Source organism: Cupriavidus sp. BIS7 (assembly GCF_000292345.1).
Taxonomy (GTDB): domain Bacteria; phylum Pseudomonadota; class Gammaproteobacteria; order Burkholderiales; family Burkholderiaceae; genus Cupriavidus.
In genome coordinates this window covers 59,139-84,375 of the sequence record NZ_ALOU01000010.1, presented here as the reverse complement: position 1 = coordinate 84,375, position 25,237 = coordinate 59,139, and the positions used below count along the sequence as shown (strand labels likewise).

Sequence of the window (25,237 nt, the reverse complement as noted above, 5' to 3'; positions counted from 1 at the left end):
TGGATGATCCGGCTGTTGATGGGATTGTATGGGGGTTGGCGCGTCTCCGTGTATCGCAATGTATCTGGCCGCGTCTGGCCGACAGAGCGGTACAACTCTACCGCCTCTACGACATATTCACGGTAGATGCCGGGCGCCAAATCGGGGGCATCCAAGAACGCTGGCCAGCCTGTTGGCCAGCCTGTCGACCAAAAGACGACCAAAAGGACCCCGATCATGACACTGCTGATCCTCGCCTACCTGGGTGGCGCACTCACCATCCTGAGCCCCTGCATCCTGCCCGTGCTGCCGTTCGTGCTCAGCCGCAGCGGCCAGCCATTCCTGCGCGGCCGGCTGCCGATGCTGGCCGGCATGGCGCTGACATTTGCCGTCGTGGCCACGCTGGCGTCCGTCGGCGGCGCCTGGGCCGTGCGCGCCAATGAATATGGCCGCTACGCCGCACTGGCGCTGCTGGCGGTGTTCGGGTTGTCGCTGCTGGTGCCAAAGCTGGCCGATACGCTGACGCGCCCGGTGGTGGCGCTGGGCAACCGGCTGGCTGGAAACGGAAACGGCGGCGGCGCGGACGCTTCGCCGTGGGCATCGCTGTTGCTGGGGGTGGCCACTGGCATGTTGTGGGCCCCGTGCGCGGGCCCGATCCTCGGTATCGTGCTGACCACGGCCGCACTGCAAGGCGCCAGTGTGCAGGGCTCGCTGCTGCTGGTGGCCTATGCCGCGGGCGCGGCCACGTCTCTGGCGGCGGCGCTGGGTATCGGCGGCCGCGTGTTCGCGGCGATGAAGCGTTCGATGGGCGCGGGCGAATGGCTGCGCCGCGGACTGGGGGTGGGCGTGCTCGGCGGCGCGGCTGCAATCGCCGTCGGCGCCGACGTCGGCTTGCTGGCACGCCTGTCCACGGGCGGCCCGGCGCGGCTGGAACAGGCGCTGATCGATCGGCTGCACAAGCCCGCGCCCGCCATGCAGGCCGCCAACAATGCTCAACCGGCCGAGGCGCCGATGCTGCTGGCAGCCAATGACACCAGCGTCGGCTTTCCGATCCGCTTGCCCGTGGAAGGCCAGTTGCCGCCGCTGGACGGCGCCGTGAAGTGGTTCAACACGGGCCCCAACGCCGCCCCGGTTTCGCGCGACCAGCTGCAGGGCAAGGTCACGCTGGTCTATTTCTGGACATATTCGTGCATCAACTGCATCCGCACGCTGCCGTACCTGCGCGCATGGGCAGACAAGTACAAGGACCAGGGGCTGACCGTGGTTGGCGTGCACACGCCCGAGTTCGCATTCGAGAAGAATCCGGAGAACGTGCGCCGCGCAGTCGGCGACTTCAAGATCGGCTTCCCGGTGGCTGTCGATAGCGATTACCACATCTGGCGCGCATTCAACAACAATTACTGGCCCGCCGCGTATTTCGTGGATGCGCGCGGCAATATCCGCCATCACCAGTTCGGCGAAGGCGACTATGCGAACTCGGAGCGCGTGATTCAGACGCTGCTGGCCGAAGCGGGCCGTCCATCCGCATCGCACGATGTGGTGGTACCGGACGCACAGGGCGCGCAAGCGGCTCCGGACCTGCGTAACGTGCGCTCCGGCGAGACCTACATTGGCTACGACCAGGCGACCAACTTCGCGTCGCCGGGCGGTATCCAGGAGGATGGGTCGCGCGCCTACGCCGTTGGCGCGCTGCATCTGAACGGCTGGGGCCTGCAAGGCCAGTGGACCGTGGGCGCCGAGCAGGCCACGCTTGACCGTGCCGATGGCAGCATCGTGTATCGCTTCCACGCACGCGACCTGCACCTTGTGCTCGGGCCCGCCGCCGATGGCCGCGCCGTGCGCTTCGTGGTGAAGGTCGACGGCAAGGCCCCTGGCGACAGCCACGGTGCGGATACCGACGCCGCCGGCAATGGTGCCGTTACCCAGACGCGGCTCTACCAGCTGGTGAGGCAGGCCGGCACGATTGGCGAACACACGTTCGAGATCCGCTTCCTGGACGCCGGCACCCACGCCTACGCCTTTACGTTCGGTTGATTTGGAGATGGCAGGCGCCGAATGGACCGAATGGCCTGCGCTTGCGTGCCGCTTCTTCACTACACTGCCAAGTAGCGCGCCCGGTGCATGGTCGGCAAGGATTCGGCAAGTGCAGTACAAGATGCAACGCCGGGGCGCAATAGCGGGTGAGGGCGGGCGAAGGCGGGTGTGGGCATGACGCGCCCCCCGGCGGGAGGCAGCTATGGACGACAAGAATGCGAAGCCCGTGGCCCTGGCGTTGCAGGGTGGCGGCATGCACGGCGCCTTCACGTGGGGTGTCATAGACCGCCTGCTGGAAGACGGCAGGCTCGCCATCGAAGGCGTCAGCGCCACAAGCGCGGGTGCCATGAACGCTGTCGTGCTGGCCAATGGCCTGTTGCGGGGCGGAGAGGCAGGCGCGCGGCAGGCGCTGCACGACTTCTGGTTTGCCATCGCCCAGTCGGCGGAGCGGTACAGCCCTTTCCGCTGGATGCCATGGCTGAAGGGGACGCATAGCTTCGGCCTGAACTATTCGCCGTTGTATGCGATGGCCGACATGGCCCTGCGCGTGCTTTCCCCGTACCAGTTCAATCCCTACAACATGAACCCGCTGCGGGACGTACTGGAGCGGCAGGTCGATTTCGACGCATTGCGCAAGCAGTGCCCGATCCGCCTGTTCCTGTGTGCGACGAATGTCGAGACCGGCAGGATTCGTCTCTTCTCGGGCGCGGACCTGTGCGCGGAGGCGGTGCTGGCGTCAGCGTGCCTGCCAACGCTGTTCCAGGCGGTGGCAATCGAAGGGCAGTACTACTGGGATGGCGGCTATGTCGGCAATCCGGCCATCTTCCCGCTGATCTATGAATGCGCCACGCGTGATGTCGTGATCGTGCATATCAATCCGATCGTACGGCGGGGGGTGCCCACCACGGCTGCGGATATCCTCAACCGCCTCAATGAAGTCAGCTTTAATTCGTCCCTGATGCGCGAGATGCGCGCGATTGCCTTCGTGACCGCGTTGATTCAGCAGGGCAGGGTGGAGCGCGGCGACATGAAGGAGATGCTGATCCACTCGGTCCGCTCCGACGATACGATGGCCGCGCTGGATGTATCGAGCAAGTACAACGCGGACTGGTCGTTCCTTTGCCATCTGCGCGATCAGGGCAGGGCGCAGGCCGAAGCCTGGCTCGCGCGGAACTACGAGAACGTCGGGGAGAGATCGAGCGTCGATATCAAGGCGGAGTTTCTCTGAGCGGCGATAGCCACGGTGGTGTCGGTTGCGCGAGCCGCCATGCCAGGTTGCGGCGCGCACGGGCTTCGTAGCGAGTCTGGAATGGCTCGGTGAGATAGATATGCGGGCGGGCCAGAAGCGTGCCGAGGAAAGCCCGTTCGGCGCTGTCATAGGTGGGATCGTCAAGATCGGGCCGCTCGGCGCGCAGATGCACGGCGTCGCCGCAAAACCACGTGCGCGGATACCCCAGGACCGCAAGGTCGATGTCGACGGCGAAGCAGCCTGCGCCATCGGCAGGAGGGCCGGTGTGCGACGTGTCCAGGATCAGGCCGGTGACGCGCTCCACGGCCGCAATGCCGTCGTTCCCGGCCCCAGCCCAGTTCCGAAACCACTCGGCGCTGCGTTGTTCGTTGTCCTTGGCACCGGGCGTGTAGACCACGTCGTGGCACCACAGCGCCAGCTCCACCACGTCGGCATCGCTGTCGGGGATGGCCCTGCGCGCCCAGTCCAGATCGCGCAGGCAGCGCCGGACATGCTGCAACGTGTGATAGTGCCGCGCCGGCTCTGCATAGCGGTTGGCCAGGGCCGAATAGACCTGCTCGGCGCAGGTGCCACCGCAGCGCGACCACAGCGCCAGAAACCGGGCGCGCAAAGCGTTCGCTGTCGCGTCTGACTCGGGGTTTGCCTTGGGGTTTTCCGGCGCCGGGCCGGTGGGCTGTGGCATGTTGCTATGCGTCCAGCAGATCAAGCTCGATCTTGCCCTGCTTCCAGTCGGCAAGGCCGAAGCCTTCGGTAAATGTGCCGTGGATCGGGGCCAGGATTTCACGTGCAGCGTCCGGCTTGCCCTGCTGCCGCAACAGTTGAGCCAGGCACAGTGCGGCTTGCAACTCCAGCGCCCTGGCGCCCTGACCGTGTGCCACCGCAATCGCCGTCTTGAAACACGCTTCGGCTTCGGCCTCCCTGTCCGGCAACTGGAGCAGCAGTTCACCGTTCAGGCGGTGCAGCGTGGATTCATCGAGCAGCTCTCCGGTGTCTGCCACCAGGGCCAGTGCCTCGGCCAGCGTAGCCAGGCCCTCGTCGATCTGCCTTGCCTTGCCACACGTTTCGGCCAGGATGGCCAGAAGATTCGGTCGGCCCAGCGATGCGCCGGTTGCGGCGTAGGCCGCCAAGCCCTGGCGTATCCAGACGATCCCCTCTTCGGCATTGCCCTGTTCGGCCAATACCCATCCCTGCAGCACGGTTCCCCATGCCAGATAGATTGGTAATTCCTGTTCGCCCGATACGGCGATGGCGGCCTTGGCGTACTCGCTGGCTTCCTGTGGCTCACGGCGGCGCCGATGGACTTCCGCCGCAAAGACCAGGCACACCGCAAGATTCACGGTGTCGGGGCGCTGCCGTGCCATGGCCAGTGCCTCGTGGCAGCGTGCGCGCGCAGAATCGGGCAGGCCCTCGTACCACATGATCCAGCCCAGCGTACTCATTGCATGGACGGCCGGATCTCGTCCGTAACCCATCAGATAGTCGTACCGGGGCGGGTCCAGGCGCTTCAATGCCAGCACCCGTTCCATGTGGGAATGCGCAACTTCGAGCTGGCCCAGCCGGAACGTGGTGGCGCCAGAGACGCGATGCGCTTCCGCCAACTGATCCGGGTCCTGCGATCGCAGCGCCATGCCAAGCAGCCGCTTGCCCAGCGGCGACGACACCCTGTACTGCGCGCCAAGCTGATAGAACGCCCACAGCCCAAGCTGCGCCGAGAAAAAGTACGACGTCTGCTCGCCCTGCTCGCACAACGCCAGCGCGCGACGGTAGGTGGCTTCAACCTCCTGGGATGCCTGGCCACGGGTCGCCATCAGGGTGGGGCCCAACGTGAGCAGCAGCGTGAGTTCCTGACGGGTCCGCTCGGGTGTATCGGGCAGTTGCTTGAGCAAGTCGAGCGCGGCCTTGAGATGGCGGATCGCCTCAAGCTGGGCGCAACGTTGCAGCGCTTGCTGGCCGGCACTGTGCAGGTATTCGACAGCCTTTGGAACATTGCCGCTGAGGCTGTAGTGGTGGGCCAGTTCGCCACAGTAGTCTTTGAGCCGCTCAGGGAACAGCGTCTCGATCGCGCGGGCCGTGCGCTCGTGCAGTTCGCTACGTCGCTCGATCAGCAGCGAGTTGGCGGCAACTTCCTGCGTAAGGCCGTGCTTGAAGACGAACTCCACCTCCGGGAGGGCCGGGCGCTCGTGGATGAAGTCCGCAGCCTGCAAGTCCGCCAGCAGCGGGCGCAGCTTGTCTTCGTCGAACCCGCTGACGAGCCTGACGAGACTCAGCGGAAACTCCTTGCCGATGATCGCCAGCATCTGCAGCAGTTCCTTCTGGGCGATGGGGAGCCTGTCGATACGGGCGGCAAGCACGCCCTGGACTGTGGTTGGAATATGCAACAGCGTGGGGGCCTGCTCGATGTGATAGCAGCCAGGGTGGCCAAGCAAGGTACCTTCCTCGACCAGGGTCTGGACCACCTCCTCCATGAAGAACGGGTTCCCTTCGGTCTTGTCGAGAACAAGTCGCTTCAGCGGCTCAAGGCTGCGGTCGTCCCCCAGCAGCGCGGTGAGCAGCCCCTGGGCTTCAGCCGGGCCCAGTGGTTCCAGATGCAGCTGCGTGTAGAACGGTCTGGTGCCCCAGTCATGCGCGTACTCGGGGCGGTAGTTGACCAGAAGTACGATCTTTGCACCGGGCACATGATCGATCAGCAGATTAAGGAAGGTCTCGGTTTCGCTGTCCAGCCACTGCAGGTCTTCGAAAAGAAGCAGAAGCGGCTCGTTGACGCTTTCGCGGACCAGCAGGTGCGCAATGGCTTCAAACGTTCGCTGGCGCCGGATCGCCGGGTCCATGGTGGGCAGCGCGGACTCCTGGTCGCTCCCGCCGAGCAGATAGAGCAGGTAGGGCAGATGCTGTTCCAGCGAGCGATCCAGCGTGAGCAGCCTGCCGGTCACTTTCTCGCGGCAGCTTCGCTCGCCGTCCTGCGCGGTGATCTGGAAGTAGTTCTTCAGGAGTTCGATCAGCGGCAGATAGGCGAACGCCTTGCCGTGCGAGACCGAGAACGTCTCCAGCACACGGCAGCCCTGCTGCGACCGCGCCTTGAACTCATAGAACAGGCGTGATTTTCCAACCCCGGCCTCGCCGCGCACGCCGACGATCTGCCCGCGCCCGGACTTGCCCAGTTCAAGCGCTTCGTGCAGTTGCCGGATCTCGTCCTCACGGCCGACAAACCGCGCCAGGCCACGGTGCGCCGCAACCTGCAGCCGCGTGCGCAGTGCGCCAAGACCCTGCACTTCGTAGACGCCAAGCGGTGTGCGTACGCCCTTGACCTGCGTGGTGCCAAGCGCCTTGAACTCGAAATACCCTTCCGCGAGCTTGTACGTGGACGCGCTGATCAAAATCGAAGCCGGCGTGGCGATGCCTTCCATCCGCGACGCGATATGAATCGTATGCCCCACGGGGTCGTAGTCGGTATGCAGGCTGTCCTTGCGGATCGAGCGCACCACCACCTCGCCAGTGTGAATCCCTACGCGAATCTGCAGCGGAACACCCTGTTCAAGCCGCACCCGATCGCTGTGCTGGCGCACTGCCTGCTGCATGCGCAGTGCTGCGTACAAGGCACGCAGCGCATGGTCCTCATGCGCAATAGGTGCACCGAACAATGCCAGGATGCCGTCGCCAAGAAATTTGGCCACGTAGCCTTCGTAGTGGTGCACGGCTTCCATCATCAGCGACACCACGGGGTCGATCAGCCGGCGCGCCTCCTCGGGGTCCAGGTCTTGAATCAACGCCGTGGAGCCGGCCATGTCGGCAAACAGCGCGGTGATGGTCTTGCGTTCCCCGCCGGTTCCGCCCCTGGCCTCCATGGCCGCCTGCTCGGCAAGGATGCGCTCCGCCAGATGAGGCGGCGTGTAGTGAATGGGGGTCAGGCCAGCGGTACTGGCGGCACTGGCAAGCGTGGCGGCACCGGCGGGCGTGGTGGCAGTGGCAGGTGTGGCGGGCGCTGCATCGGCGTCAGCCAGCGGGGCGCCGCAAGCGCGGCAGAACTTCGCGGTGGGGCTGGCTTCTTCGCCACACTGCGGGCACCGTCGTCCAAGCCGGGCTCCGCACGCCTCGCAAAATTTGGCCCCCGCGAGGTTCTCGAAGCCGCATTCGGTGCAATGCATACCGCCTCCTGTCCGCATCACCCGCGTCGATTCATTAGACGCGCGATCGGCGCGGCACGCAAGGCAAGGCGGGTTGGTGCCTTCACCCGCGCGCAAGGGAATATCAACGCGCCGGCAGCCCAATCACCGCTTCTCCCCCTCCTTCTTCTCCATGCGCACCTGCCTGGGCATGCCATTCCATACGCATCGATGCACCTGGCTGCCGAGCTCCGACGCAAGCGCCGAGAGCGTCATGGCAACCAGGACCAGAAGCCTGCTCATCGTGTGCCTCCCGCGCGTCAGTGCCTGTCGACGTCGAGCACGGCCTGTGCGAACGCCGCTGGCGCTTCCTGCGGCAGGTTGTGGCCGATCCCGCCGGTCACGTCCCGGTGCTCATACCAGCCAGTGAACTTGCTGGCGTAGGCGCTTGGCGCGGGGTGCGGCGCGCCGTTGGCGTCGCCTTCCATCGTGATGGTGGGCACGCTGATGGTGGGCGCGGTGGCGAGCCGCTTTTCGATATCGTCGAACCGGGCGTCGCCGGTGGCCAGGCCTTGCCGCCAGCGGTAGTTGTGGACCGTGATCTCCACGTGGTCAGGGTTGTCGAACGCGGCGGCGCTGCGGTTGAACGTTGCATCGTCAAAATTCCATTTCGGCGACGCCAGTTTCCAGATCAGCTTCGCAAAGTCATGCGTGTACTTCTGATAGCCGGCGCGGCCACGGTCCGTGGCGAAATAGAACTGGTACCACCACTGGAGTTCGGCTTCGGGCGGCAGTGGCTGCTTGCCGGCCGCCTGGCTGCCGATCAGGTAGCCGCTGACGGAGACCAGCCCCTTGCAGCGGTCTGGCCACAACGCGGCCATGATGTCGGCGGTGCGTGCGCCCCAGTCAAAGCCGGCCACCACGGCGTTCTGGATATGCAGCGCGTCCATTAGCGCAATCATGTCCGCGGCAATGGCCGAGGGCTGGCCGTTGCGCATGGCGTCGGGGGACAGGAACGTCGTCGATCCGTAGCCACGCAGGTAGGGAATGATCACGCGATAGCCGCGAGCCGCCAGCAGCGGTGCTACGTCAACAAAGCTGTAGATGTCGTAAGGCCAGCCGTGCAGCAGCAGCGCGACGGGCCCGTTGGCGGGGCCGGCCTCGGCATAGCCGACGTTGAGCGCACCGGCGTTGATGTGCTTGATCGGTGCAAAGGTTGTATGGGTGCCCGGCGTGGTCGAGGGCACGGACGCCGCTTTCGGCCGCGCGGTCTGGGCCCGTGCGGTCTGCGACAGGCCAAATTGCGATGCGGCCAGCGTTGCTGCTGCCACGCCCAGAAAGCCTCGACGAGGCAAACTCACTGTTTCCGACATGTTCCACTCCCGTGTGTGTGATCAACCTGGGAGCGAGTCTAGGAGCCGCTGGCAAGTGGCATGTGTCCGACTTCAGGGGGTTTTGTATCGCCGTGTATCTGCCCTCGATTGCCGAATATGTGGATACAAGGTGGTGCGGCCCGTCTGTGGCAATTTGGGGACGTTGGTCCATGTTCATTCGCGCCGCAAGCGACTACACTACGGCTTCTTCATCACATCCCCGAGGTATTCGTCCCATGCGCCATTGATGCCGCCGTCTGCATGACGGCCAGTCTCCACCAGTTCCCCATGAGCCAAGGGGGAGGTCCGGGCATCTTTGGAATACCTATGACGAATCCTTACATCGCGCTGGAAGGCGTGTCTTTCGTACTGCCGGACGGCAGAACACTTTTCTCCAATCTCGACGAGCAGTTTGACCAGCGGCGCACAGGGCTGGTGGGGCGCAATGGCGCCGGAAAGACGCTGCTGGCCCAGATTCTGGCCGGGCAATTGCAGCCGACTGCCGGACGCTGCGTACGCCCGGGCAGCGTGCACTATCTGGCCCAGCAGGTGGCGCCGCCAGCGGGTGCATCAGTGGCCAGTCTGGCGGGCGTGCAGCACATCCTGGATGCACTGGCACGCATCGAGGCAGGCAGCGTCGACATTGAGGACTTCAACACGCTGGGCGATAGATGGGACATCGGTCAGCGGCTGCGTCAGGCGCTGGAAAGCAATGGGCTCGCTCATGTCGATGCCTCGACGCCGGCAAGCAGACTGAGCGGCGGCGAAGCCATGCGCGTCGCGCTGATCGGCGCGATGCTTGCGGACGTGGATTTCCTGATCCTGGACGAACCCAGCAACCATCTGGACCGGCCAGGCCGGCAGGCACTGATAGAGCAACTGCGGCGTTGGCCGCGAGGGTTGCTCGTGATCAGTCATGACCGGCAATTGCTGGAGGCAATGGAGCGCATTGTCGAGCTTTCCTCGCTGGGCCTGCGCAGCTACGGCGGTGACTACACGTTCTACGCGCACAGCAGGGCGCAGGACCGGCAGAATGCCATCGATCAGCTCGAACAGCGCAAGCTGGAACGCAAGCGCAAGGAACAGGCCATGCGCGAGCAGAACGAGCAGCAGGCCCGGCGCCAGGCGCGCGGCAGGCGGCATGGCCACGAAGCGAACCAGGCAAAGATCCTGCTGGGCGGGCAGAAGGCGCGCGCCGAGAATACGGCAGGCAAGCTGCGCCAGCAGCATGCCGCCGCCAAGGTGGAACTCGACCAACTAGTGCGAGAGGCCGCCAGCCAGGTGGCAAACGACGCGCCGATCGCCTTTGCCGCAATGCCGGTGGCCAATGCCGCGCAACGCGTGGCGGAGCTCGATGCCGTGGCATTGCCGTTTGTGCCAGCGGCCACGCGTGACATCAGCCTGACGCTGACCAGGCAGCAACGCGTAGGCGTGGTCGGCCCCAACGGGTGTGGCAAGTCCACCTTGCTCAAGGTGCTGGCCGGGCAGCTACAGCCGCTTGCGGGAACCTGCAAGGCCACGGGCGCGAACGTCTACCTGGACCAGAGGCTGACAAACCTGGACCCCGAGCGCACGGTGCTTGAGCAGATGCAGGCGGCCAACCGCATCGCCCCGGAAGCCGACCTGCGCATGCGCCTTGCACAACTCGGGCTCGATGCGCGGAAGGTCGTGATGCCGAGCGGCTCGCTCAGCGGCGGGGAGCGCCTGAAAGCGGCGCTGGCCTGCGTGCTTTACGCCGATCCGGCGCCGCACCTGCTGTTGCTCGACGAACCGGGCAATCACCTCGACCTTCCATCGCTGGAGGCACTGGAGGGCATGCTGCTGAGCTACCAGGGTGTTCTGGTTGTCGTGTCGCACGACGATGTGTTCATGGACAACCTTGCGTTGACGAACCGCCTGCTGGTGACAGGGCAGGGCTGGCGGCTTGAGCCGTGGTGAGGGTAGGCGGCAAGGCGCCCACATGATCGAGTGCTGGCAGAGCGTGGTGCGGCGCCAGTGGCGCGTCATGACGATGCAGAACCCGATCGAACTGGAGGAGCCTATCCATTGCCCGAAGCGCCAATGGATCGCTTCCTGATGTATGTGCCGACGGCAGTAGCAGCCTGCCGGGCCGCTTGCGTCTTCGGCGTCTTCGGCATCATCGGCGTCTTCCGTGTCTTCCGTGTCTATCATGCCTAAGGTGTGGATCGCAGGAGACGGACATGCAGGCATCGATGCTGGCCCGGTCATTTTCGTTGGCCGCCGCGACGGCTGCGAGTGTCCTACTCGCCATCAGTGCGGCGCAGGCACAGCCGCCGTCGTTCGACACGTTCACCGTTCCCGCTGGCAGCGCGCCGCACGACGTCGCGCCGGCGCCCGACGGAACCGTCTGGTACACCGCGCAGGCGCAGGGCGCGGTGGGACGCCTGGACCCGCGCAGCGGCAAGGCTGACAGGGTTCCACTTGGCGCGGGGTCGGCGCCGCATGGCGTGATCGTCGGCCCCGATGGCGCCGCGTGGATCACGGACGGCGGCCAGAATGCAATCGTGCGTGTCGATCCAAAGACACTTGCGGTGACGCGCTTTCCACTGCCCAAGGACCGGCCAAACACCAATCTGAATACAGCGGTCTTCGACAAGCGCGGGCACCTGTGGTTTACCGGACAAGGCGGCATCTACGGCGAGCTTGACCCGGCGCGATCCAGCATCCGCGTATTCGACGCACCGCGCGGCCCCGGCCCCTATGGCATCTGCGTGACGCCTGACGGCAGCCTGTACTTCGCGTCGCTGGCCGGCAACTATCTTGGCCGCATCGATCCCGCCAGCGGCGCGGCGCAGGTCATCGAGCCGCCAACACGCGATCAGGGTGCACGGCGCGTCTGGGGCGATTCGAAAGGGCGCGTCTGGGTCAGCGAGTGGAGCGCAGGGAAGGTTGGCGTGTTCGACCCGGCAACGCGCCAATGGCGAGAATGGCGCCTGCCCGGCCGCGAACCGCACGCGTACGCGATATTCGTCGACGATCAGGACATCGTCTGGCTCAGCGAATGGAGCGCCAACGCGCTGGTACGGTTCGATCCGCGCACCGAGCGGTTCGAAGTGCTTGCACTGCCGCGCGCACATGCGAACGTACGCCAGATGATGGGCCGTCCGGGGGAGGTCTGGCTGTCCGAATCGGGCACCGATCACCTGCTGAGATACCGCACGCGTGCGATCAGTACTGCCAGTGCTGCCAGCGCTGGCGGAAACTGACGGTGGGCCCGGTCAGTCTTCCCAGATCACTGTCAGAACTCAAGAAAAAGAACCTTCCGAGGAGGCCGATATGGAAAATTCCAGCCAAGACCCCAATGCCCCTGGTGCCCCTAATCCCAACGCACGTATCCAGCCACGCCACGCGATTGGCGAATTCGCAAGAGTGCTTTCACATTTGCGAGGCCTGCTGTTCATTCTGTTGACGATCTTCATCGTGTTTTCGATCGTCATGTACTACTTGGGCGGTGCCGTGGATGCCGCCTCGCGCGCGCCGGCCACACCAGGGCAAGTGGCCTATTTTTGCGCGATCACCGCGTTGACGATCGGGTACGGCGATGTGGTACCCACCACGGACGTGGGCCGCCTCATCGCGGTGTTGCTTGGGTTCCAGGGCGTCCTGATTACGGGACTCGTGACGGCGGCCGCGGTCTATGGCGTTCAGGCTGCGGCGCACCGCGCAGGTATCCACATGCATTAGAGGCCGTTTCCAGGCAGGGCCCTCAGGCCCCCAAGCCCGTCAGGCCTTCTTCACATAGGAGCTGCACCAGCCGTTGGCCGAAACCTGCTTTCCTGCGAAGAGCGGGCACCCGCCCCACGCATCGCCGGCCTTGCCCTGGAACAGTTGGCAAGTGGCGCACTTCTGGGCGGCATCATGGTTCGGGTATTTGGCCTTGTCTACCTTGGTGGTGTCCTGCCTGTATCCAAGTGCCTGAGCTTGCGGGTCGGTTTCACTGACCTTTGCCCCCTGGGCATGCGCTGGACTGTCATATCGTGCGATGGCAATCGCCACCACGCCCGATACGCCCCCGCGCAAGAAAGTTCGCCGAGTGGTCATCGCGTTCCTCCGTTCGTGAGAGCGCGCATTGCTGCGACGCTCGTGTCTTGAGTCGGATCGCCAATCTTGTCTCGTTGTAGATGATCGCCGCGTAGGAATGCAAGGAACCGGGGCGCAGTTCGTGGGTCGCGGCAGAGTGCTTATATCGTCTCAATGCTGCCCAGGCACAGGCTCATCAGCCCGAATCGCCCGCGCACGCCAAGCTTGCGAAAGATGCTGGCGATGCAGGCATGCGTGGTGGGCGCGGACAGGCCCAGGCGTCCGGCGATCTGGTTCTCGGAGGCAGTGGTCAGCAGCAACAGCAGTACCTGCTGTTCGATGGGATCGAGCAGGTCCAGCAGCGCGGCCGGAATGAGGTGGTTGCAGGCCGGTTGCCGCAGGGCCGTGACGTCGCGCGCGACGCCAAGGCGCAACTGATGCCGCCCGAGCCAATGCGCCGACCAAGACAGGTGGATGTCGCTGCCATCGCGGTGCTGGTACCGGTTCTCGAACCCCGCCCGCTTGTTTCCGGCCATGACCATCGTGGCTTCGCTGATGGTTCTGTCGCGGTCACGCGGCACGACGAGTTCGAGCATCGCCTGACCAATGATGTCGCGCTGGGAGAGGCCCAGCGTATCGTTGCACACGGCATTGGCGTATCGGATCTTCCCGGTCTTGTCGACCAGGAAAACCATCTCCGGCAAGCTGTTTGCCAGCGTGAGCACTGCTTCCTCGGCCAAACGCTCGATCATTTCGACTGACACCCCGGTGTGCAACGCTTTTGCGGCGATGCCGGCGATCTTGCCACAGGAATCGCTTCACCGCATCCGGCATGTTGTGCCGCGCGCAATGCACCGGACCGGTGTGTTACGGCGGGGGGCGCCAGCGCGGGACGCCCACCATCCGATCGGGCAGATCGTCAGTTACCGTTGCGCGCTGTCGTCGACGAGTCCGTCGCGGTTGGTGATCCGCGCGCCATCGGTGAACACATCGCGCCGCTCCGCGGCTCTTGCGCCGGCGGAATGAATCGAAGCGTCAGCGGTTGCGGCGATTTTCGCGCCATCGGTAAAGGCGTCGCGCGTACCCATGACGCCAGCATGTGCCGCTGCGCTACCGATGGCAGCGCCTGCTACGGCGAGCAGCAAGATCTTCTTCAGCATTTTCCATCTCCTGGTGACAACTACAGTCGGCCAGTCTGCTGGTTTGCCGTTGCCCGTCCCGGGCCGTAGCCTTGCATCGTGGTCGTGTCAGTTAATTCGCCAGGGTGCGGCGGGCGGTTACAGCCCGCGCAAAATATTCGTGCGAGGGAAAGTGTGGATCGGCCGTCGCTTACGGAGAAACCTTCCGCCAGCCAGGGTCCGGATCGAAAAGCTTGATCTCGCGTGCCTTGACCGCGCTGTCGGCGCCAAGGTCGCGTTCGTAGACCTGGCCGTCGTGGCTGACCATGAAGCTCATGACGCCCGTATCCTGGTAGCGCACTGGCCAGGCCAGCACGGCAAAGCCGCCAAACAGCCTGCCGTTGACCACATAGCTGTAGGCGCCACCGGGCGCATTGGGCCCCTGTGCATCGAGCAGCTTGTAGTGGTACCCGTAGTAGCCATCCTTGCTGGCGTGGGTGGTGCCCGCGCCGCTGAATGCCGGGCCGAGCGGGCTCGGCGGTTGGCCGGCCGCCGTGGGCCAGAAGAGGCCGTCCTGCTTGCCGGGGGTGCTCGACAGCTTCGACGCGTAGACCAGCGCCGTGCCGCCGTCATGGAGGGACCGCGCGTACTCCGCCTGCGCATCGGTGATGGCCAGCATGGTCTGGATCACGGAAAGCTCGTTGCGGCCCACGCGCCGCACGCGCATTTCCTCCACGCCGGCATGTGTATCGAACTGCCAGCCTTTCTGACCCTTCACCAGCGGGATGGGGAACGTCCATCCGTCGTCGCCCACGTCGATATAGGCGCGATCTTCCTTCTGTTGCACGGTGTGGGTCTTGCCCCAGGCGGTCAGGAACTTGTCGCGGACCTCGGCGCCCACCGGCGGAATGATGTCGCGGAACTTGCCGCCGAACAGCTTCTGCAGTTCGGCCTCGTCGTCATTGATGACGGCGTTGCCGAATGCCGACATGGCGGCATCGGGCGTGGCGAACAGCTCGTTGGCATGCGCGGCCGAAATCAGGCCGATGCCCGGAAGCAGCAGCATCAGCAGCAATGGCAGCACCATGTGCCGTGCCGCCACGCGGGTTCGCATCGTCAGTGTCATGATCGTCCCCACTCAGCGGCGCCCGCCGCCGCCACGTCCACCGCCGCCACCACCGCGTCCGCCGCCCGAGAATCCGCCTCCGCCACGGTTGAACCCCGACGACTGCATGCTGGAACTGCCACGGCTGTAGTTACGCTGCGTGCCGCTGCCGTTCCCGACGCCCTGAAAGCCGTTGTCGCGCCCGCCAAAACCCGCGCTGTAGCGATCCGCGGCGCGAGCGCGATCTGTAGTGCCCACCCGGTTGCCGGCGTTCGCGTTGTTTGCGCGGTTCGATGCGCCGGGCCGGTCGGATGTGCCGGCGCGATTTTCGGCGCGATTGCCGGCGTTCATCCTGTCCGAAGCGGACAGATTGCCGTTCGACATCCGGTTCGAGACCCCTGCGCGATCCCCAGCGCCGCCCGGTTCGCGGCCACGGAAGTTCGAACGCCTGTCGGCGGCGCCAGCCTGCTCGCGGCCAAAGCGCTCGCGCGTGGCGTTGTCGCGGTAGGCCACGCCCTTGCGGTGGTCCACGTTATGTTGCCAGCGCCCGCCCTGGTTTCGGTTGCGGTCGAAGTTCCGGTCGATATTGGCGGCGCGGTCCACGTTGATATTGACGTCGCCGCCGCCCCAGTTGCAGTTGCCAAAAATGGCCCCGGCGGCGGCAAGCCCGAATCCCCAGGCCATGCCGCTGAAGAACGCATAGCCGGGGTAATACGCCGGATACGGTGGCCATGAGTAATACGGGTATGCGGGATAGGCCCAGCCGCCGTAGACCACCGCCGGGTCGTAGGCGGGCACGTAGATGACCTGCGGGTTGGCCGGCTCGATGCGCACGATCTGCTGTGACACCGCCTGCGGCGAGGTGGCCTGCTCGACGATCACATGCTGTTGCTCATTCGATTCCAGATGGCCGGTATCCTTGGCGCGCGCACGCAGCCGCTGTATCGCCGCAAGCACATCCTTTTCCTGCGCCAGGAACGCATCGCCGAGCTTCTGTGTCCAGTCGATCTTGTCATTCATCGGCTCAAGGATCTGCGGAAACGCCACCAGCGACTTCACGCTGACATCCCACGACTCGTTCTGCACGGCCTTTACCGCCGCATCGCCCTTGAGGTCCGGGTGCGCCTTCGACCAGCGCGCCGCAAAGACAATTTCCAGCGGATAGGTCGATGCCATCAGCACCTGCGACAGCACGTCGTCGGGATAAAGCGCGATCGGTGCCACCATCGCCTCGATTTCCTCGGCCTTGTATGGCGCGGGCGCAGGCGGCTTGTCCTGGGCCATCGCACCCTGTGCCACAAGAAGCAGTCCCGAGAACAGCCCCGTCAGCAGTGCGGCACCGAAAGTGTGAGGCAAGCGTTTAACCCAGTGCTGGATCATGGTCTGGCAGTCCCGATTGATACCGATTGATGGCCGTATCGATCACCCTCGCTGCTATGTCATAGAGCACATGGGCGAAAAGTCCAAGCACGGAAATGCGCGGGTGCCTGCCAGTGCATTTGGCACGGGCACGTTGCCAGAACTGCGCACAGTCGTCGCACAGTCGCGGCCGAGCGCTACGTCGTCAGCCGTGCTCGCGTGCAATGGCCTGCGCGGCCATTTCGACGGCTTCGGTGATTCCGGCAGCTTCCTCGGGCATGGCCGAACCCGCAAAGCGCTGCCGTCTTCGGGTTCCTTCGGTCTCGTAGTCGACGCCGAGCCGGTCGATGCCCAGTACACGCACGCCCGTGGGGACCATACGTGACATATCGTTGACCAGTCTGGATTCCTGCTGCGCGGGCAGCGGGGGCGCGGCGTCGAGATCCGCGCGTTCCACCCAGCCCATGCGGCCAACCCCGGCGATAAAGCGGATCTTCACCGGCTTCAGGCGGAAGAACGCGAAGTCCAGCGCCAGAAGCCGCTCGGCGCCCGGTTCATAGCGCAGGTAGCGATCGAGCAGCGCGGCATCCGGTTCGAACCGTTCCGCATCGGCCACCAGCGTCATGCGGCTGAAGGACTGTACGTCGGTGACGCCGGGCTGCAGCACGGACAGGCTAGTCCGCGCATCCGCAAGCAGGTTCCGCGTGTGTTCGGCCAGTGCGCTGATGCAGATGACTGGATGGTGGTTGTGGTCCGGCACGTACGGCACCACGGTTGCATATGGGTACCCGGGCAGCGTTGCCGAGTGGGTGGCCAGCGTGCCGAAGGCGGCTTCGTGCAGCAGATGGATGGCTTGTTCGGTGAGCATCATGACCCTGTGCCATGGCGAAGAGAGCAGCGATATGTTATTTCACGCTGCAATCCAGCGCATAGCTGCCAACTTCCTGGCCGTGATCGCGCAGGATCAGGCCCACCTTGCAGATGCCTCCCGGCTGCGGCGTCACGCGGATGGTCGAGATGCGCTTCGGGCTGTGCGCGAAAACATGCAGGCTGCCGCTCTGCGCCACCGAGGAGCTTCCCATCGATCCGGCGTTCTCCAGCCGGAGTTCGTACTGCAGATCCACGTCGATGGCGGTGGAAACGTAGGGCGCCACCATTGTCTGGCCGCCGGCGGCATTGACGTCAAGCCAGACCTGAAGGTTGATATCGGCATGCATGGGCGGGTCCTCACAGCGTGACGATGACTCCCCGATTATGACAAGGCGGAGAGGCAAGTACAGGCCTTTTCAGCCTGCTTGCGCTCTCCGCAAGGCCCATGATTCGAGCGCCGCCGCGTCGGCCTTCGCCTTGGCCGTGCGGCGGACCCCCGGGCGGCTCGATGGACGGGCTTACTGCTTCTTCGTGTTGTCTACGGTCGACGCCTTCGTGGTCTTGGCGGCGTCTGGCTTGGCGGCTTCCGGCTTCGCGGTATCCGGCGTGGTCTTTGCCTTGTGGGCGGTGCCCTTGGCAGCGGACTTGTGCGCGCCGGCGTGGACGTCGGTCTTGTCCTTGTGGGCGCTTGCCTGGGCCTTTTCCTGCGTCGGCTCGCTCTTCGACGGGGTTGCGGAAGCCGGCACGCCAGTCTGGGCCAGAGCGGTGCCAACGAGGGCTACGGATGCGAGAGCAGCGAACAGCTTCTTCATGATGTCAACTCCTGGGAGATTTTTTGGGCTCGACGATGCGTCGTGCTTACCGGAAAAAACGGCAGGCAAGGCGTCGCAGTTGACGCGGAAGTCGTGACAATCCGTAAGTTGTGCAACATGACGGGGCGGGCGCGCCCGGTCCCTCGGTACGATCGGTGCTATCGCCGGCCCGCGCGAAGACGGTAAAGCAGCAGCGCAATCGTCAGCGCGCAGAAGCCCGCGCCCGCCTGGAACGTGGCAGCGGCGCCGAAGCGGTCCCATAACCAGCCCGCCATGGCGCTGGCAACCAGCAGTGCCACGCCGCTGGCCAGGTTGAATACGCCGAACGCGGTGCCTCGGAGGTCGGGCGGTGCGGTGTCTGCAACCATCGTGGCCAGCAGGCCCTGGGTCATGCCCATATGCAGCCCCCAGAGCGCCACGCCCGCAAGCGAGACTGCCCAATGCGTGCCCACCGCCAGCACGATGTCCGCGGCGATCAGTACCACCAGCCCCGCTACCAGCAGCCTGGCGTGGCTGTGGTTGTCCGCCAGCTTCCCGAAGGGGTAGGCCGCAATCGCGTAGACCACGTTCATCGCCACCAGTACCAATGGCGCCATGAACACAGGCAGGCCGGTCTGCTGCACGCGCAGGATCAGGAACGCTTCGCTGAACCTTGCCAGCGCGAACGCGGTACCCACGGCAACCACGCTCCAATAGGCCGGGCTCAATCGAGCAAGGCTGGCGCGCCGGATCGGGTTTGCGCGTTTTGCCACGGCTTGCGGTTCCGGTTCCTGTACGCCGAACACGAGCACCGCAACCGACAGGATGCCCGGTATGACGGCCACCCAGAAGATTGCCCGGAAGTCATTTGCCCAGAGGTACATCAACGCGATGGCGATCAGCGGACCGAGGAATGCGCCAACCGTGTCCAGCGCCTGCCGCAGCCCGAAGGCGGCGCCGCGAAGGTGCGCGGGCGCGATATCGGCCACCAGCGCATCGCGCGGCGCGCCGCGTATGCCCTTGCCGATACGGTCGGACAGTCGCGCGGTCATCACCATGCCGACGCCCGGCGCGATCGCAAACAGCGGCTTCGACAGCGCACCGAGCGAGTAGCCAAGCACGGCCAGCGCCTTGCGCTTGCCAAGGTAGTCGCTGACGACACCGGAGAACACCTTCACGATCAGCGCGGTGGCCTCCGCCGCGCCTTCGATCAGCCCGACCGCCAGCGCGCTGGCGCCCAGCGTGGTGACCAGGAAGACCGGCAGCAGGCTGTGAATGATCTCCGAGGAGATATCCATCAGCAGGCTGACACAGCCGAGCATCCAGATGCCGGAGGGGATTTGCCGCAGGGTGCTGGCGGGGACGTTCATGGCCATGGTCGTTGTGGATGGCGACGTTGGGCGCACGCAATGCCCGCATTCATACTAGAAGGCGGCTACAGGCAGGAGAAGGTTATTGGAGGAAAGCCGCTGCATCGGCGTGTCGGCGGGCACGCATCCGGCCCGCCAACGATCGTGCGCGATGGTGTGATTACTGGCCCTGCAATTGCGGATTCGCAAGCCATTCGCGGCCCTTGAGCATGCCTTGCCAGTAAAGCGGCGGCAGAATCCGTTCCTTGAGCCACCAGGCCAGCCGCGAGGGCCGCGTGCCGTCGATGAACCAGCTCGGGAAGCTCGGGGCAACCTTGCCGCCATACGTGAACTCGGCCAGCACGATCTTGCCGCGCTCGACGGTCAGCGGGCACGAACCATAGCCGTCATAGCGGGCTTCTCCACGTGCCGCACCGCGCTCGGCAAGCACGTTGTGCGCAACCACGGGCGCCTGCTTGCGTGCGGCCGCAGCGGTCTTGGCGTTGGTGGTATTGCCGGCGTCCCCAAGGCCAAAGACATTGGCAAAGCGCTTGTGGCGCAGCGTGGCCGGGTCCACGTCGATCCAGCCGGCGGCGTCGGCCAGCGGGCTCTCGCGAATGAAGTCGGGCGCCTTCTGCGGCGGCACCGCATGCAGCATGTCGAATTCGCGAACCACCAGTTCCGTGGCGCCGTTTGCGCTTGTGCGCCGGAACGTGGCCTGGCGTGCGGGGCCATCCACGGCAATCAGCGTCTCGCCGAAGTTCAGGTCGATGGCGTAGCGCTCGACATACTCCATCAGCGCGGGCACATAGTCGGCAACGCCAAACAGCACATTGCCCGCGTTGCAGAACTGGATGTCCACGCGATCGAGCACACCGGCACGGCGCCACGCATCCGCAGACAGGTACATGGCCTTCTGCGGCGCGCCAGCGCACTTGATCGGCATTGGCGGCTGCGAGAACAGCGCGCGGCCGCCCTGCTTGTGCTCCAGTTCCTGCACGAGCTTCCAGGTATAGGGCGCAAGGTCATAACGATAGTTCGACGTGACACCGTTGCGGCCCAGCGTCTGCGGCAGTCCGTCGATGGCATCCCAGTCCAGCTTGAGCCCGGGGCACACCACCAGATGCTCGTACTGCACCACGCGACCGCCATCGACGATCACGGCATTCTGTTCGGGCTCGAACGACTTGACCGCGGCCTTGATCCACGACACACCGCGCGGCAGCACCGATGCCATGGTGCGCGCGGTGTGCGCGGGTTCGAACACGCCGCCGCCCACCAGCGTCCAGCCGGGCTGGTAGTAGTGGATATCGGCCGGATCGATGATGGCGATGTCCAGGCCGGGCTTGCGCGCCAGCAGGCTGGACGCAACGGCAATGCCCGCGGCACCGCCGCCGATGATGACGACGGCGTGGCTGGCGTCGGCCTGGGCCTGAAGGGTTTCGTTAGGGAAGGGGCGCGGTTGCATGATGTTTTTTTTGGGGAATCAGAGGGCGTTGATGGGGATCTTCAGATAGCGCGTGCCGTTGGCCTCCGGCGGCGGCATGTCCCCCGCGCGCATATTGACCTGAACGGAAGGCAGGATCAGCGTGGGCATGGCCAGCGTGGCGTCGCGCGCCTGGCGCATCGCCACGAATTCTTCTTCGCTGATGCCGTCGCGAACATGGATGTTGCTCGCGCGCTCGTCCGCCACGGTGGACATGAACTGCAGTTCCCGCCCACCGGGCTGGTAGTCGTGGCACATGTACAGGCGCGTGTCGGCGGGCAGGCTCAGCACCTTGTTGATCGATCGGTACAGCGTGCGTGCATCGCCACCGGGGAAGTCGCATCGTGCGGTGCCGTAGTCAGGCATGAACAGCGTATCGCCGACAAACGCGGCGGTGTCCTTGCCATCGGCGATGACGTAGGTCATGCAGGCCGGCGTGTGCCCGGGCGTGTGCATCGCACGCGCCTGCAGGCCACCGATCTCGATCGTGTCGCCGTCGTGCAGCAGGCGGTCGAACTGGCGGCCATCGTGCGCAAACTCGGCACCGCTGTTGAATAGCGTGCCGAATACCTTTTGCACCGTGGTGATATGGCTGCCGATGGCGGTCTGTCCGCCGAGCCGGGCCTTGAGATAGGGCGCAGCGGACAGGTGATCGGCGTGCACGTGGGTCTCCAGGATCCATTGCACGGTGGCGCCCAGCGCCTGCACGCGCTCGATCATGCGGTCTGCGCTGGTGGTGCGGGTGCGGCCCGACTTCGGGTCATAGTCCAGCACGCTATCGATCAGCGCGCACTGCAGGCTGGCGCGGTCCAGCACCAGGTAACTGAGGGTCCACGTGTCGGGGTCAAAAAAGGATTCGATTTCCATCTGCGTCATGGGCGTAGGCATGTTTGGCGTCGTTGATCGGGCCTGTGACTCAAAACCCGTGCCATGTTGGCTTCGCACCGACAAGGCCATGTTTCGCAAGGGATTTCGCGCAGTGGGCGGCGCAGGTGCGCTGTCAGGCGGACTGTCAGCCGCTCCCGGGCACTGCCACCTTGGCAGTGTTGGCAGAACTTGGCAGAATGGCGCCCAAAGATTTACCCGCCCCAATCCGACTTACCGCGCCCCCGCATGAATCCCCCCGAAACACTCCAGGGCCTGTTGTCCTATCTGGAACAGGAAAGCCAGCCGATGATCGTGCTGGATATCGACTACCACATCCTTGCCGCCAATACCGCCTACAGACGCCAGTTCGGCGCCGTGGAGCGGCCCTATCTGGGGCAGCCGTGCTATCGCATCTCGCACGGCTATGACGTGCCGTGCGACCAGGCCGGCGAGCATTGCCCGATGCGCAAGGCGTTCGAGACGCGCGGCCCCGATCGCGTTCTCCATATCCATCACACGCCGCGCGGTCCGGAGCATGTGAACGTGGAATTGCGCCCGATCCTCGATGACAACCAACAGGTGGTTGCCTACGTCGAGCGCCTGAGCACCGTGCGCAGTGCGTCGGCGCGGCCCAGCGCGGAAGGGCTGGTAGGGCGCTCGGAGTCCTTCAACCATGCGCTTGAGGCCGTGCAGCGCGTGGCGCCGTCCTCGTTGCCGGTGCTGCTGCTTGGAGAATCGGGCACGGGCAAGGAGATGTTTGCGCGCGCCGTGCACGAGGCTAGCGATCGCGCCAGCGGGCCGTTCGTGGTGGTCGATTGCTCGGGCCTGACGGAAAGCCTGTTCGAGAGCGAGCTGTTTGGCTATGAGAAGGGCGCGTTCACGGGCGCGCTGGCGCGCAAGCCCGGCCTTGTGGAGACGGCCGAAGGCGGGACGCTGTTCCTGGATGAGATGGGCGACGTGCCGCTGGCCATGCAGGTCAAGCTGCTGCGCCTGATCGAGTCCGGCACCTACCGTCGCGTGGGCAGTGTGGAAACGCGGCAGGCAAACTTCCGGCTGGTGGCCGCCACGCACAAGCCACTCGAACAGATGGTCGGGCAGGGATTGTTCCGCCAGGACCTGTATTTCCGCATTGCGGCGTTTCCAATTCATCTGCCGCCGCTGCGCAACCGGCTGGACGACATTGCGCTGCTGGCCGAGTCCATCCTGGCAAGAGGCGGCCGCGCCAGGCATCCGCTTCACCTGAGCGCGGAAGCGCTGGCACGGATGCGCGCCTACCACTGGCCGGGCAATATCCGTGAACTGCGTAACGTGCTCGAGCGCGCCCGCCTGTATGCCGATGACGGTGTGATCCGCGCGAAGGACCTGCCTCCGGGGATGGGCGAAGCTGGCGGGGCGCCGGCCTTCCAGTCGATTGGGGCGATCGGGGCGATCGGGTCGATCGCCATTCATCCCGCGTCGGCACCGCCGCCCGACGATGAAACCTTGCGCGCCCAGGTGCGCAATTTTCATGGCACACGACGCGCGCTCGCGCAGTCGCTGGGCATGAGTGAGCGTACGCTCTACCGTCGGCTGAAGGCGCTCGGCATCGCATGACCCGGGCTGCCAGCGGACTGCCATGTGCTGCCAGTCATGGCAGCGCTGCCGCGCGCTGGCAGCGCCAAACCTGCCGATGCTGGCAGGTCATTCCTCGCAAAGCCTTGTTCCGCCTATGTTTTCCGGTTGTTGGCCGGGGTGGCACGGAACTTGTACGTCTTTGCGCCTTTTGAATCTCTTTCAGGTCACCGTACCTTCTTTTTCGTGATCGATTCGATATATGCCGTCGGCGCCTCGCTTGGCGCCATCGTAGGTCTGATCCTGGCCCTGACCGGTGCCGGCGGCGCCATTCTTGCCGTGCCGCTGCTGGTATTCGGCCTGCACCTGCGCATGGCCGAAGCCGCGCCTATCGCGCTGCTGGCTGTGGGCGTATCGGCAGCCGTTGGCGCACTGATCGGCCTGCGGGCAGGGATCGTGCGCTATCGCGCGGCCGCGATGATGGCCACTACCGGCGTGCTCGCGTCGCCTGCTGGCCTGTGGCTCGCGCATCGGGTGCCCAACGGGCCGCTGACCGTGCTGTTTGCAATCGTGCTGGCCTGGGTGGCCGTGCGGATGTACAGGCAGGCCCATGCGCCGCAGGCTGCTGCCGCAGCGCCGACGCAGCAGGGCACGCTGGCGCCGTGCCAGCTCGATAACGCGACAGGACGCTTTGTCTGGACAGCGTCATGCACGCGTGCGCTGGCCGCGGCGGGTGTTGGCGCGGGCTTTCTCTCGGGTTTGCTTGGCGTGGGCGGTGGCTTCGTCATCGTTCCCGCGTTGCGCAAGGCCACGGATGCGCCCGTTAAGACCATCGTCGCCACCTCGCTGGCCGTGATCACGCTGGTATCCGCGTCCGGCGTCATTTCGACCGCAATTGCCGGCCATATGAACTGGCATGTTGCCGCGCCGTTCGCGGTGGGCGCGATGCTCGGCATGCTCGGCGGGCGGGTTTTCGCCAGCCGCCTGAGCGGCCAGAAACTTCAGCAAGGCTTTGCGCTGGTCGCGGGCCTGATCGCCATCGGGATGGTGGCGAAGGTTGCGCTGGCATGACGTCGACATAGGCAAGCCCAAGCCAACAAGTCATTTCACATCGTTCACACATAAACCTAGGAGAAAAACGTGAACCGGACAAAACTGAGCGCCCTGGCATTCGTGGCAGCAGCCTGCATGCCGGCACTGGGTCATGCACAGGGCGTGGCCATGACAGTGCCCAACGAGGCGTCGATTCCAGGCGGGCCCATGGGCGATGCCATTCGCCGTGGCAAGCAGTTGCTGACGGACACCCATAACCAGTTGCCGCGCAACGTCGGCAATGGCCTGAACTGCACGAACTGCCACCTCAGCGGCGGCACCACGCCGTTTGCGTCGCCGTGGGTTGGGCTTACGGCTGCGTTTCCCGAGTACCGGTCGCGCAGCGGCAAGCTGATTTCGCTGCAGGAGCGTGTCAACGACTGCTTCCAGCGATCGATGAATGGCAAGCCGCTGGCGTTCGACTCGGCGGAAATGAACGCCATCATGGCCTACATGAAGTGGCTGTCCACCGGCGTGCCTACCGGCAGCAACGTGACCGGCCGGGGCTTCGAGAAGATCGATACCGCGCTCGTGCCGAACCGCGATAACGGCAAGGCCGTCTACGCATCCAAGTGTGCGTCCTGCCATGGCGCCGACGGGCAGGGCATGAAGAATCCGCAAGGCGGCTACGTGTTCCCGCCGGTCTGGGGCAAGGACTCCTTCAACATCGGCGCGGGCATGGCGCGCACTTACACCGCCGCCGCTTTCGTGAAGCACAACATGCCGCTGGGACAGGGCGGCACGCTGTCGGCGCAGGAATCGGTGGACGTGGCGGCCTATTTCACCGCGCAACCGCGCCCGGACTACGCGGCGCGCGCCAAGGACTGGCCGAAGGGCGACAAGCCCAAGGACGCACGCTAAGGGCAGTCGCCC

22 protein-coding genes and 1 pseudogene are annotated in these 25,237 nt (G+C 65.1%); 8 read left to right on the top strand and 15 right to left on the bottom strand.

Annotated elements, in window-relative coordinates; genetic code table 11:
- Nucleotides 1-216: 216 nt before the first annotated feature.
- Nucleotides 217-2,013: a cytochrome c biogenesis protein DipZ gene (locus B552_RS0104265; protein ID WP_019447773.1), complete on the top strand. Its 1,797-nt coding sequence runs from the start codon at nucleotides 217-219 to the stop codon at nucleotides 2,011-2,013.
- Between the two features lie 202 nt (nucleotides 2,014-2,215).
- The gene (locus B552_RS0104260) at nucleotides 2,216-3,241 is read left to right on the top strand and encodes a patatin-like phospholipase family protein (protein WP_019447772.1); all 1,026 of its coding nucleotides are present in this window, start codon (nucleotides 2,216-2,218) and stop codon (nucleotides 3,239-3,241) included.
- Here the strand turns inward: B552_RS0104260 and B552_RS27130 are convergent.
- From B552_RS27130 to B552_RS0104240, 4 genes are all read right to left on the bottom strand, one after another.
- On the bottom strand, nucleotides 3,222-3,944 hold the full coding sequence (locus tag B552_RS27130; protein ID WP_237718162.1) for a hypothetical protein: 723 nt from the start codon (nucleotides 3,942-3,944) through the stop codon (nucleotides 3,222-3,224). The two genes, B552_RS0104260 and B552_RS27130, sit on opposite strands and share 20 nt — an antisense overlap.
- A gap of 4 nt (nucleotides 3,945-3,948) precedes the next feature.
- Nucleotides 3,949-7,404 (bottom strand): adenylate/guanylate cyclase domain-containing protein, encoded by a 3,456-nt coding sequence (locus tag B552_RS0104250; RefSeq protein WP_019447770.1) that lies wholly within the window; start codon nucleotides 7,402-7,404, stop codon nucleotides 3,949-3,951.
- A gap of 123 nt (nucleotides 7,405-7,527) precedes the next feature.
- Complete coding sequence (locus tag B552_RS0104245) at nucleotides 7,528-7,665, bottom strand: hypothetical protein (RefSeq protein WP_019447769.1); 138 nt, start codon at nucleotides 7,663-7,665, stop codon at nucleotides 7,528-7,530.
- A 17-nt stretch (nucleotides 7,666-7,682) separates the two neighbouring features.
- Nucleotides 7,683-8,735, bottom strand: a complete 1,053-nt coding sequence (locus tag B552_RS0104240; RefSeq protein ID WP_026035312.1) for an alpha/beta hydrolase — start codon at nucleotides 8,733-8,735, stop codon at nucleotides 7,683-7,685.
- 327 nt (nucleotides 8,736-9,062) lie between these two features.
- Between B552_RS0104240 and B552_RS0104235 the strand changes: the two genes are divergently transcribed.
- The 3 genes from B552_RS0104235 to B552_RS0104215 all read left to right on the top strand — a co-directional run bounded on the left by B552_RS0104235 (nucleotide 9,063) and on the right by B552_RS0104215 (nucleotide 12,440).
- Complete coding sequence (locus B552_RS0104235; protein ID WP_019447767.1) at nucleotides 9,063-10,673, top strand: ABC-F family ATP-binding cassette domain-containing protein; 1,611 nt, start codon at nucleotides 9,063-9,065, stop codon at nucleotides 10,671-10,673.
- Between the two features lie 263 nt (nucleotides 10,674-10,936).
- Complete coding sequence (locus B552_RS0104220) at nucleotides 10,937-11,962, top strand: membrane protein (RefSeq protein WP_019447764.1); 1,026 nt, start codon at nucleotides 10,937-10,939, stop codon at nucleotides 11,960-11,962.
- On the top strand, nucleotides 11,937-12,440 hold the full coding sequence (locus B552_RS0104215; protein ID WP_348599262.1) for a potassium channel family protein: 504 nt from the start codon (nucleotides 11,937-11,939) through the stop codon (nucleotides 12,438-12,440). The genes B552_RS0104220 and B552_RS0104215 overlap by 26 nt, the downstream gene beginning before the upstream one ends.
- A gap of 39 nt (nucleotides 12,441-12,479) precedes the next feature.
- Here B552_RS0104215 and B552_RS0104210 read toward each other — a convergent pair whose 3' ends face one another.
- From B552_RS0104210 to B552_RS0104160, 11 genes and pseudogenes are all read right to left on the bottom strand, one after another.
- Nucleotides 12,480-12,797, bottom strand: a complete 318-nt coding sequence (locus tag B552_RS0104210) for a high-potential iron-sulfur protein (RefSeq protein ID WP_035879404.1) — start codon at nucleotides 12,795-12,797, stop codon at nucleotides 12,480-12,482.
- 140 nt (nucleotides 12,798-12,937) lie between these two features.
- A complete protein-coding gene (locus B552_RS0104205; protein ID WP_193352169.1) occupies nucleotides 12,938-13,528 on the bottom strand; it encodes a PAS domain-containing protein in 591 nt (196 codons plus the stop codon).
- 171 nt (nucleotides 13,529-13,699) lie between these two features.
- Nucleotides 13,700-13,936, bottom strand: coding sequence for a hypothetical protein (locus B552_RS0104200; protein WP_019447761.1), 237 nt, complete (start codon nucleotides 13,934-13,936; stop codon nucleotides 13,700-13,702).
- Nucleotides 13,937-14,105: 169 nt separating this feature from the next.
- Complete coding sequence (locus B552_RS0104195; RefSeq protein WP_237718165.1) at nucleotides 14,106-14,960, bottom strand: DUF2950 domain-containing protein; 855 nt, start codon at nucleotides 14,958-14,960, stop codon at nucleotides 14,106-14,108.
- Between the two features lie 72 nt (nucleotides 14,961-15,032).
- The gene (locus tag B552_RS0104190; protein ID WP_051003525.1) at nucleotides 15,033-16,379 is read right to left on the bottom strand and encodes a DUF3300 domain-containing protein; all 1,347 of its coding nucleotides are present in this window, start codon (nucleotides 16,377-16,379) and stop codon (nucleotides 15,033-15,035) included.
- A 184-nt stretch (nucleotides 16,380-16,563) separates the two neighbouring features.
- The gene (locus B552_RS0104185) at nucleotides 16,564-17,229 is read right to left on the bottom strand and encodes a pyridoxamine 5'-phosphate oxidase family protein (protein WP_019447758.1); all 666 of its coding nucleotides are present in this window, start codon (nucleotides 17,227-17,229) and stop codon (nucleotides 16,564-16,566) included.
- Between the two features lie 34 nt (nucleotides 17,230-17,263).
- Nucleotides 17,264-17,575 (bottom strand): curli-like amyloid fiber formation chaperone CsgH, encoded by a 312-nt coding sequence (gene csgH / locus B552_RS0104180; protein ID WP_019447757.1) that lies wholly within the window; start codon nucleotides 17,573-17,575, stop codon nucleotides 17,264-17,266.
- Nucleotides 17,576-17,746: 171 nt separating this feature from the next.
- Nucleotides 17,747-18,040, bottom strand: coding sequence for a hypothetical protein (locus B552_RS0104175; protein WP_019447756.1), 294 nt, complete (start codon nucleotides 18,038-18,040; stop codon nucleotides 17,747-17,749).
- 158 nt (nucleotides 18,041-18,198) lie between these two features.
- Nucleotides 18,199-19,395 carry an MFS transporter gene (locus B552_RS0104170; RefSeq protein WP_019447755.1) on the bottom strand — a complete coding sequence of 399 codons (1,197 nt, stop codon included), beginning with the start codon at nucleotides 19,393-19,395 and terminating at the stop codon, nucleotides 18,199-18,201.
- A 154-nt stretch (nucleotides 19,396-19,549) separates the two neighbouring features.
- Nucleotides 19,550-20,791, bottom strand: a pseudogene (locus tag B552_RS0104165) (FAD/NAD(P)-binding oxidoreductase); the annotation flags it as partial.
- Nucleotides 20,792-20,854: 63 nt separating this feature from the next.
- Nucleotides 20,855-21,742, bottom strand: coding sequence for an MBL fold metallo-hydrolase (locus tag B552_RS0104160; protein WP_237718161.1), 888 nt, complete (start codon nucleotides 21,740-21,742; stop codon nucleotides 20,855-20,857).
- A gap of 225 nt (nucleotides 21,743-21,967) precedes the next feature.
- Here B552_RS0104160 and fisR point away from each other — a divergent pair, with 225 nt between their 5' ends.
- The 3 genes from fisR to B552_RS0104145 all read left to right on the top strand — a co-directional run bounded on the left by fisR (nucleotide 21,968) and on the right by B552_RS0104145 (nucleotide 25,225).
- Nucleotides 21,968-23,314 (top strand): sigma 54-dependent transcription regulator FisR, encoded by a 1,347-nt coding sequence (gene fisR, locus B552_RS0104155; protein WP_019447752.1) that lies wholly within the window; start codon nucleotides 21,968-21,970, stop codon nucleotides 23,312-23,314.
- Nucleotides 23,315-23,521: 207 nt separating this feature from the next.
- Nucleotides 23,522-24,343, top strand: coding sequence for a sulfite exporter TauE/SafE family protein (locus B552_RS0104150; RefSeq protein ID WP_026035307.1), 822 nt, complete (start codon nucleotides 23,522-23,524; stop codon nucleotides 24,341-24,343).
- Between the two features lie 69 nt (nucleotides 24,344-24,412).
- Nucleotides 24,413-25,225 carry a c-type cytochrome gene (locus tag B552_RS0104145; protein ID WP_019447750.1) on the top strand — a complete coding sequence of 271 codons (813 nt, stop codon included), beginning with the start codon at nucleotides 24,413-24,415 and terminating at the stop codon, nucleotides 25,223-25,225.
- Nucleotides 25,226-25,237: the final 12 nt, after the last annotated feature.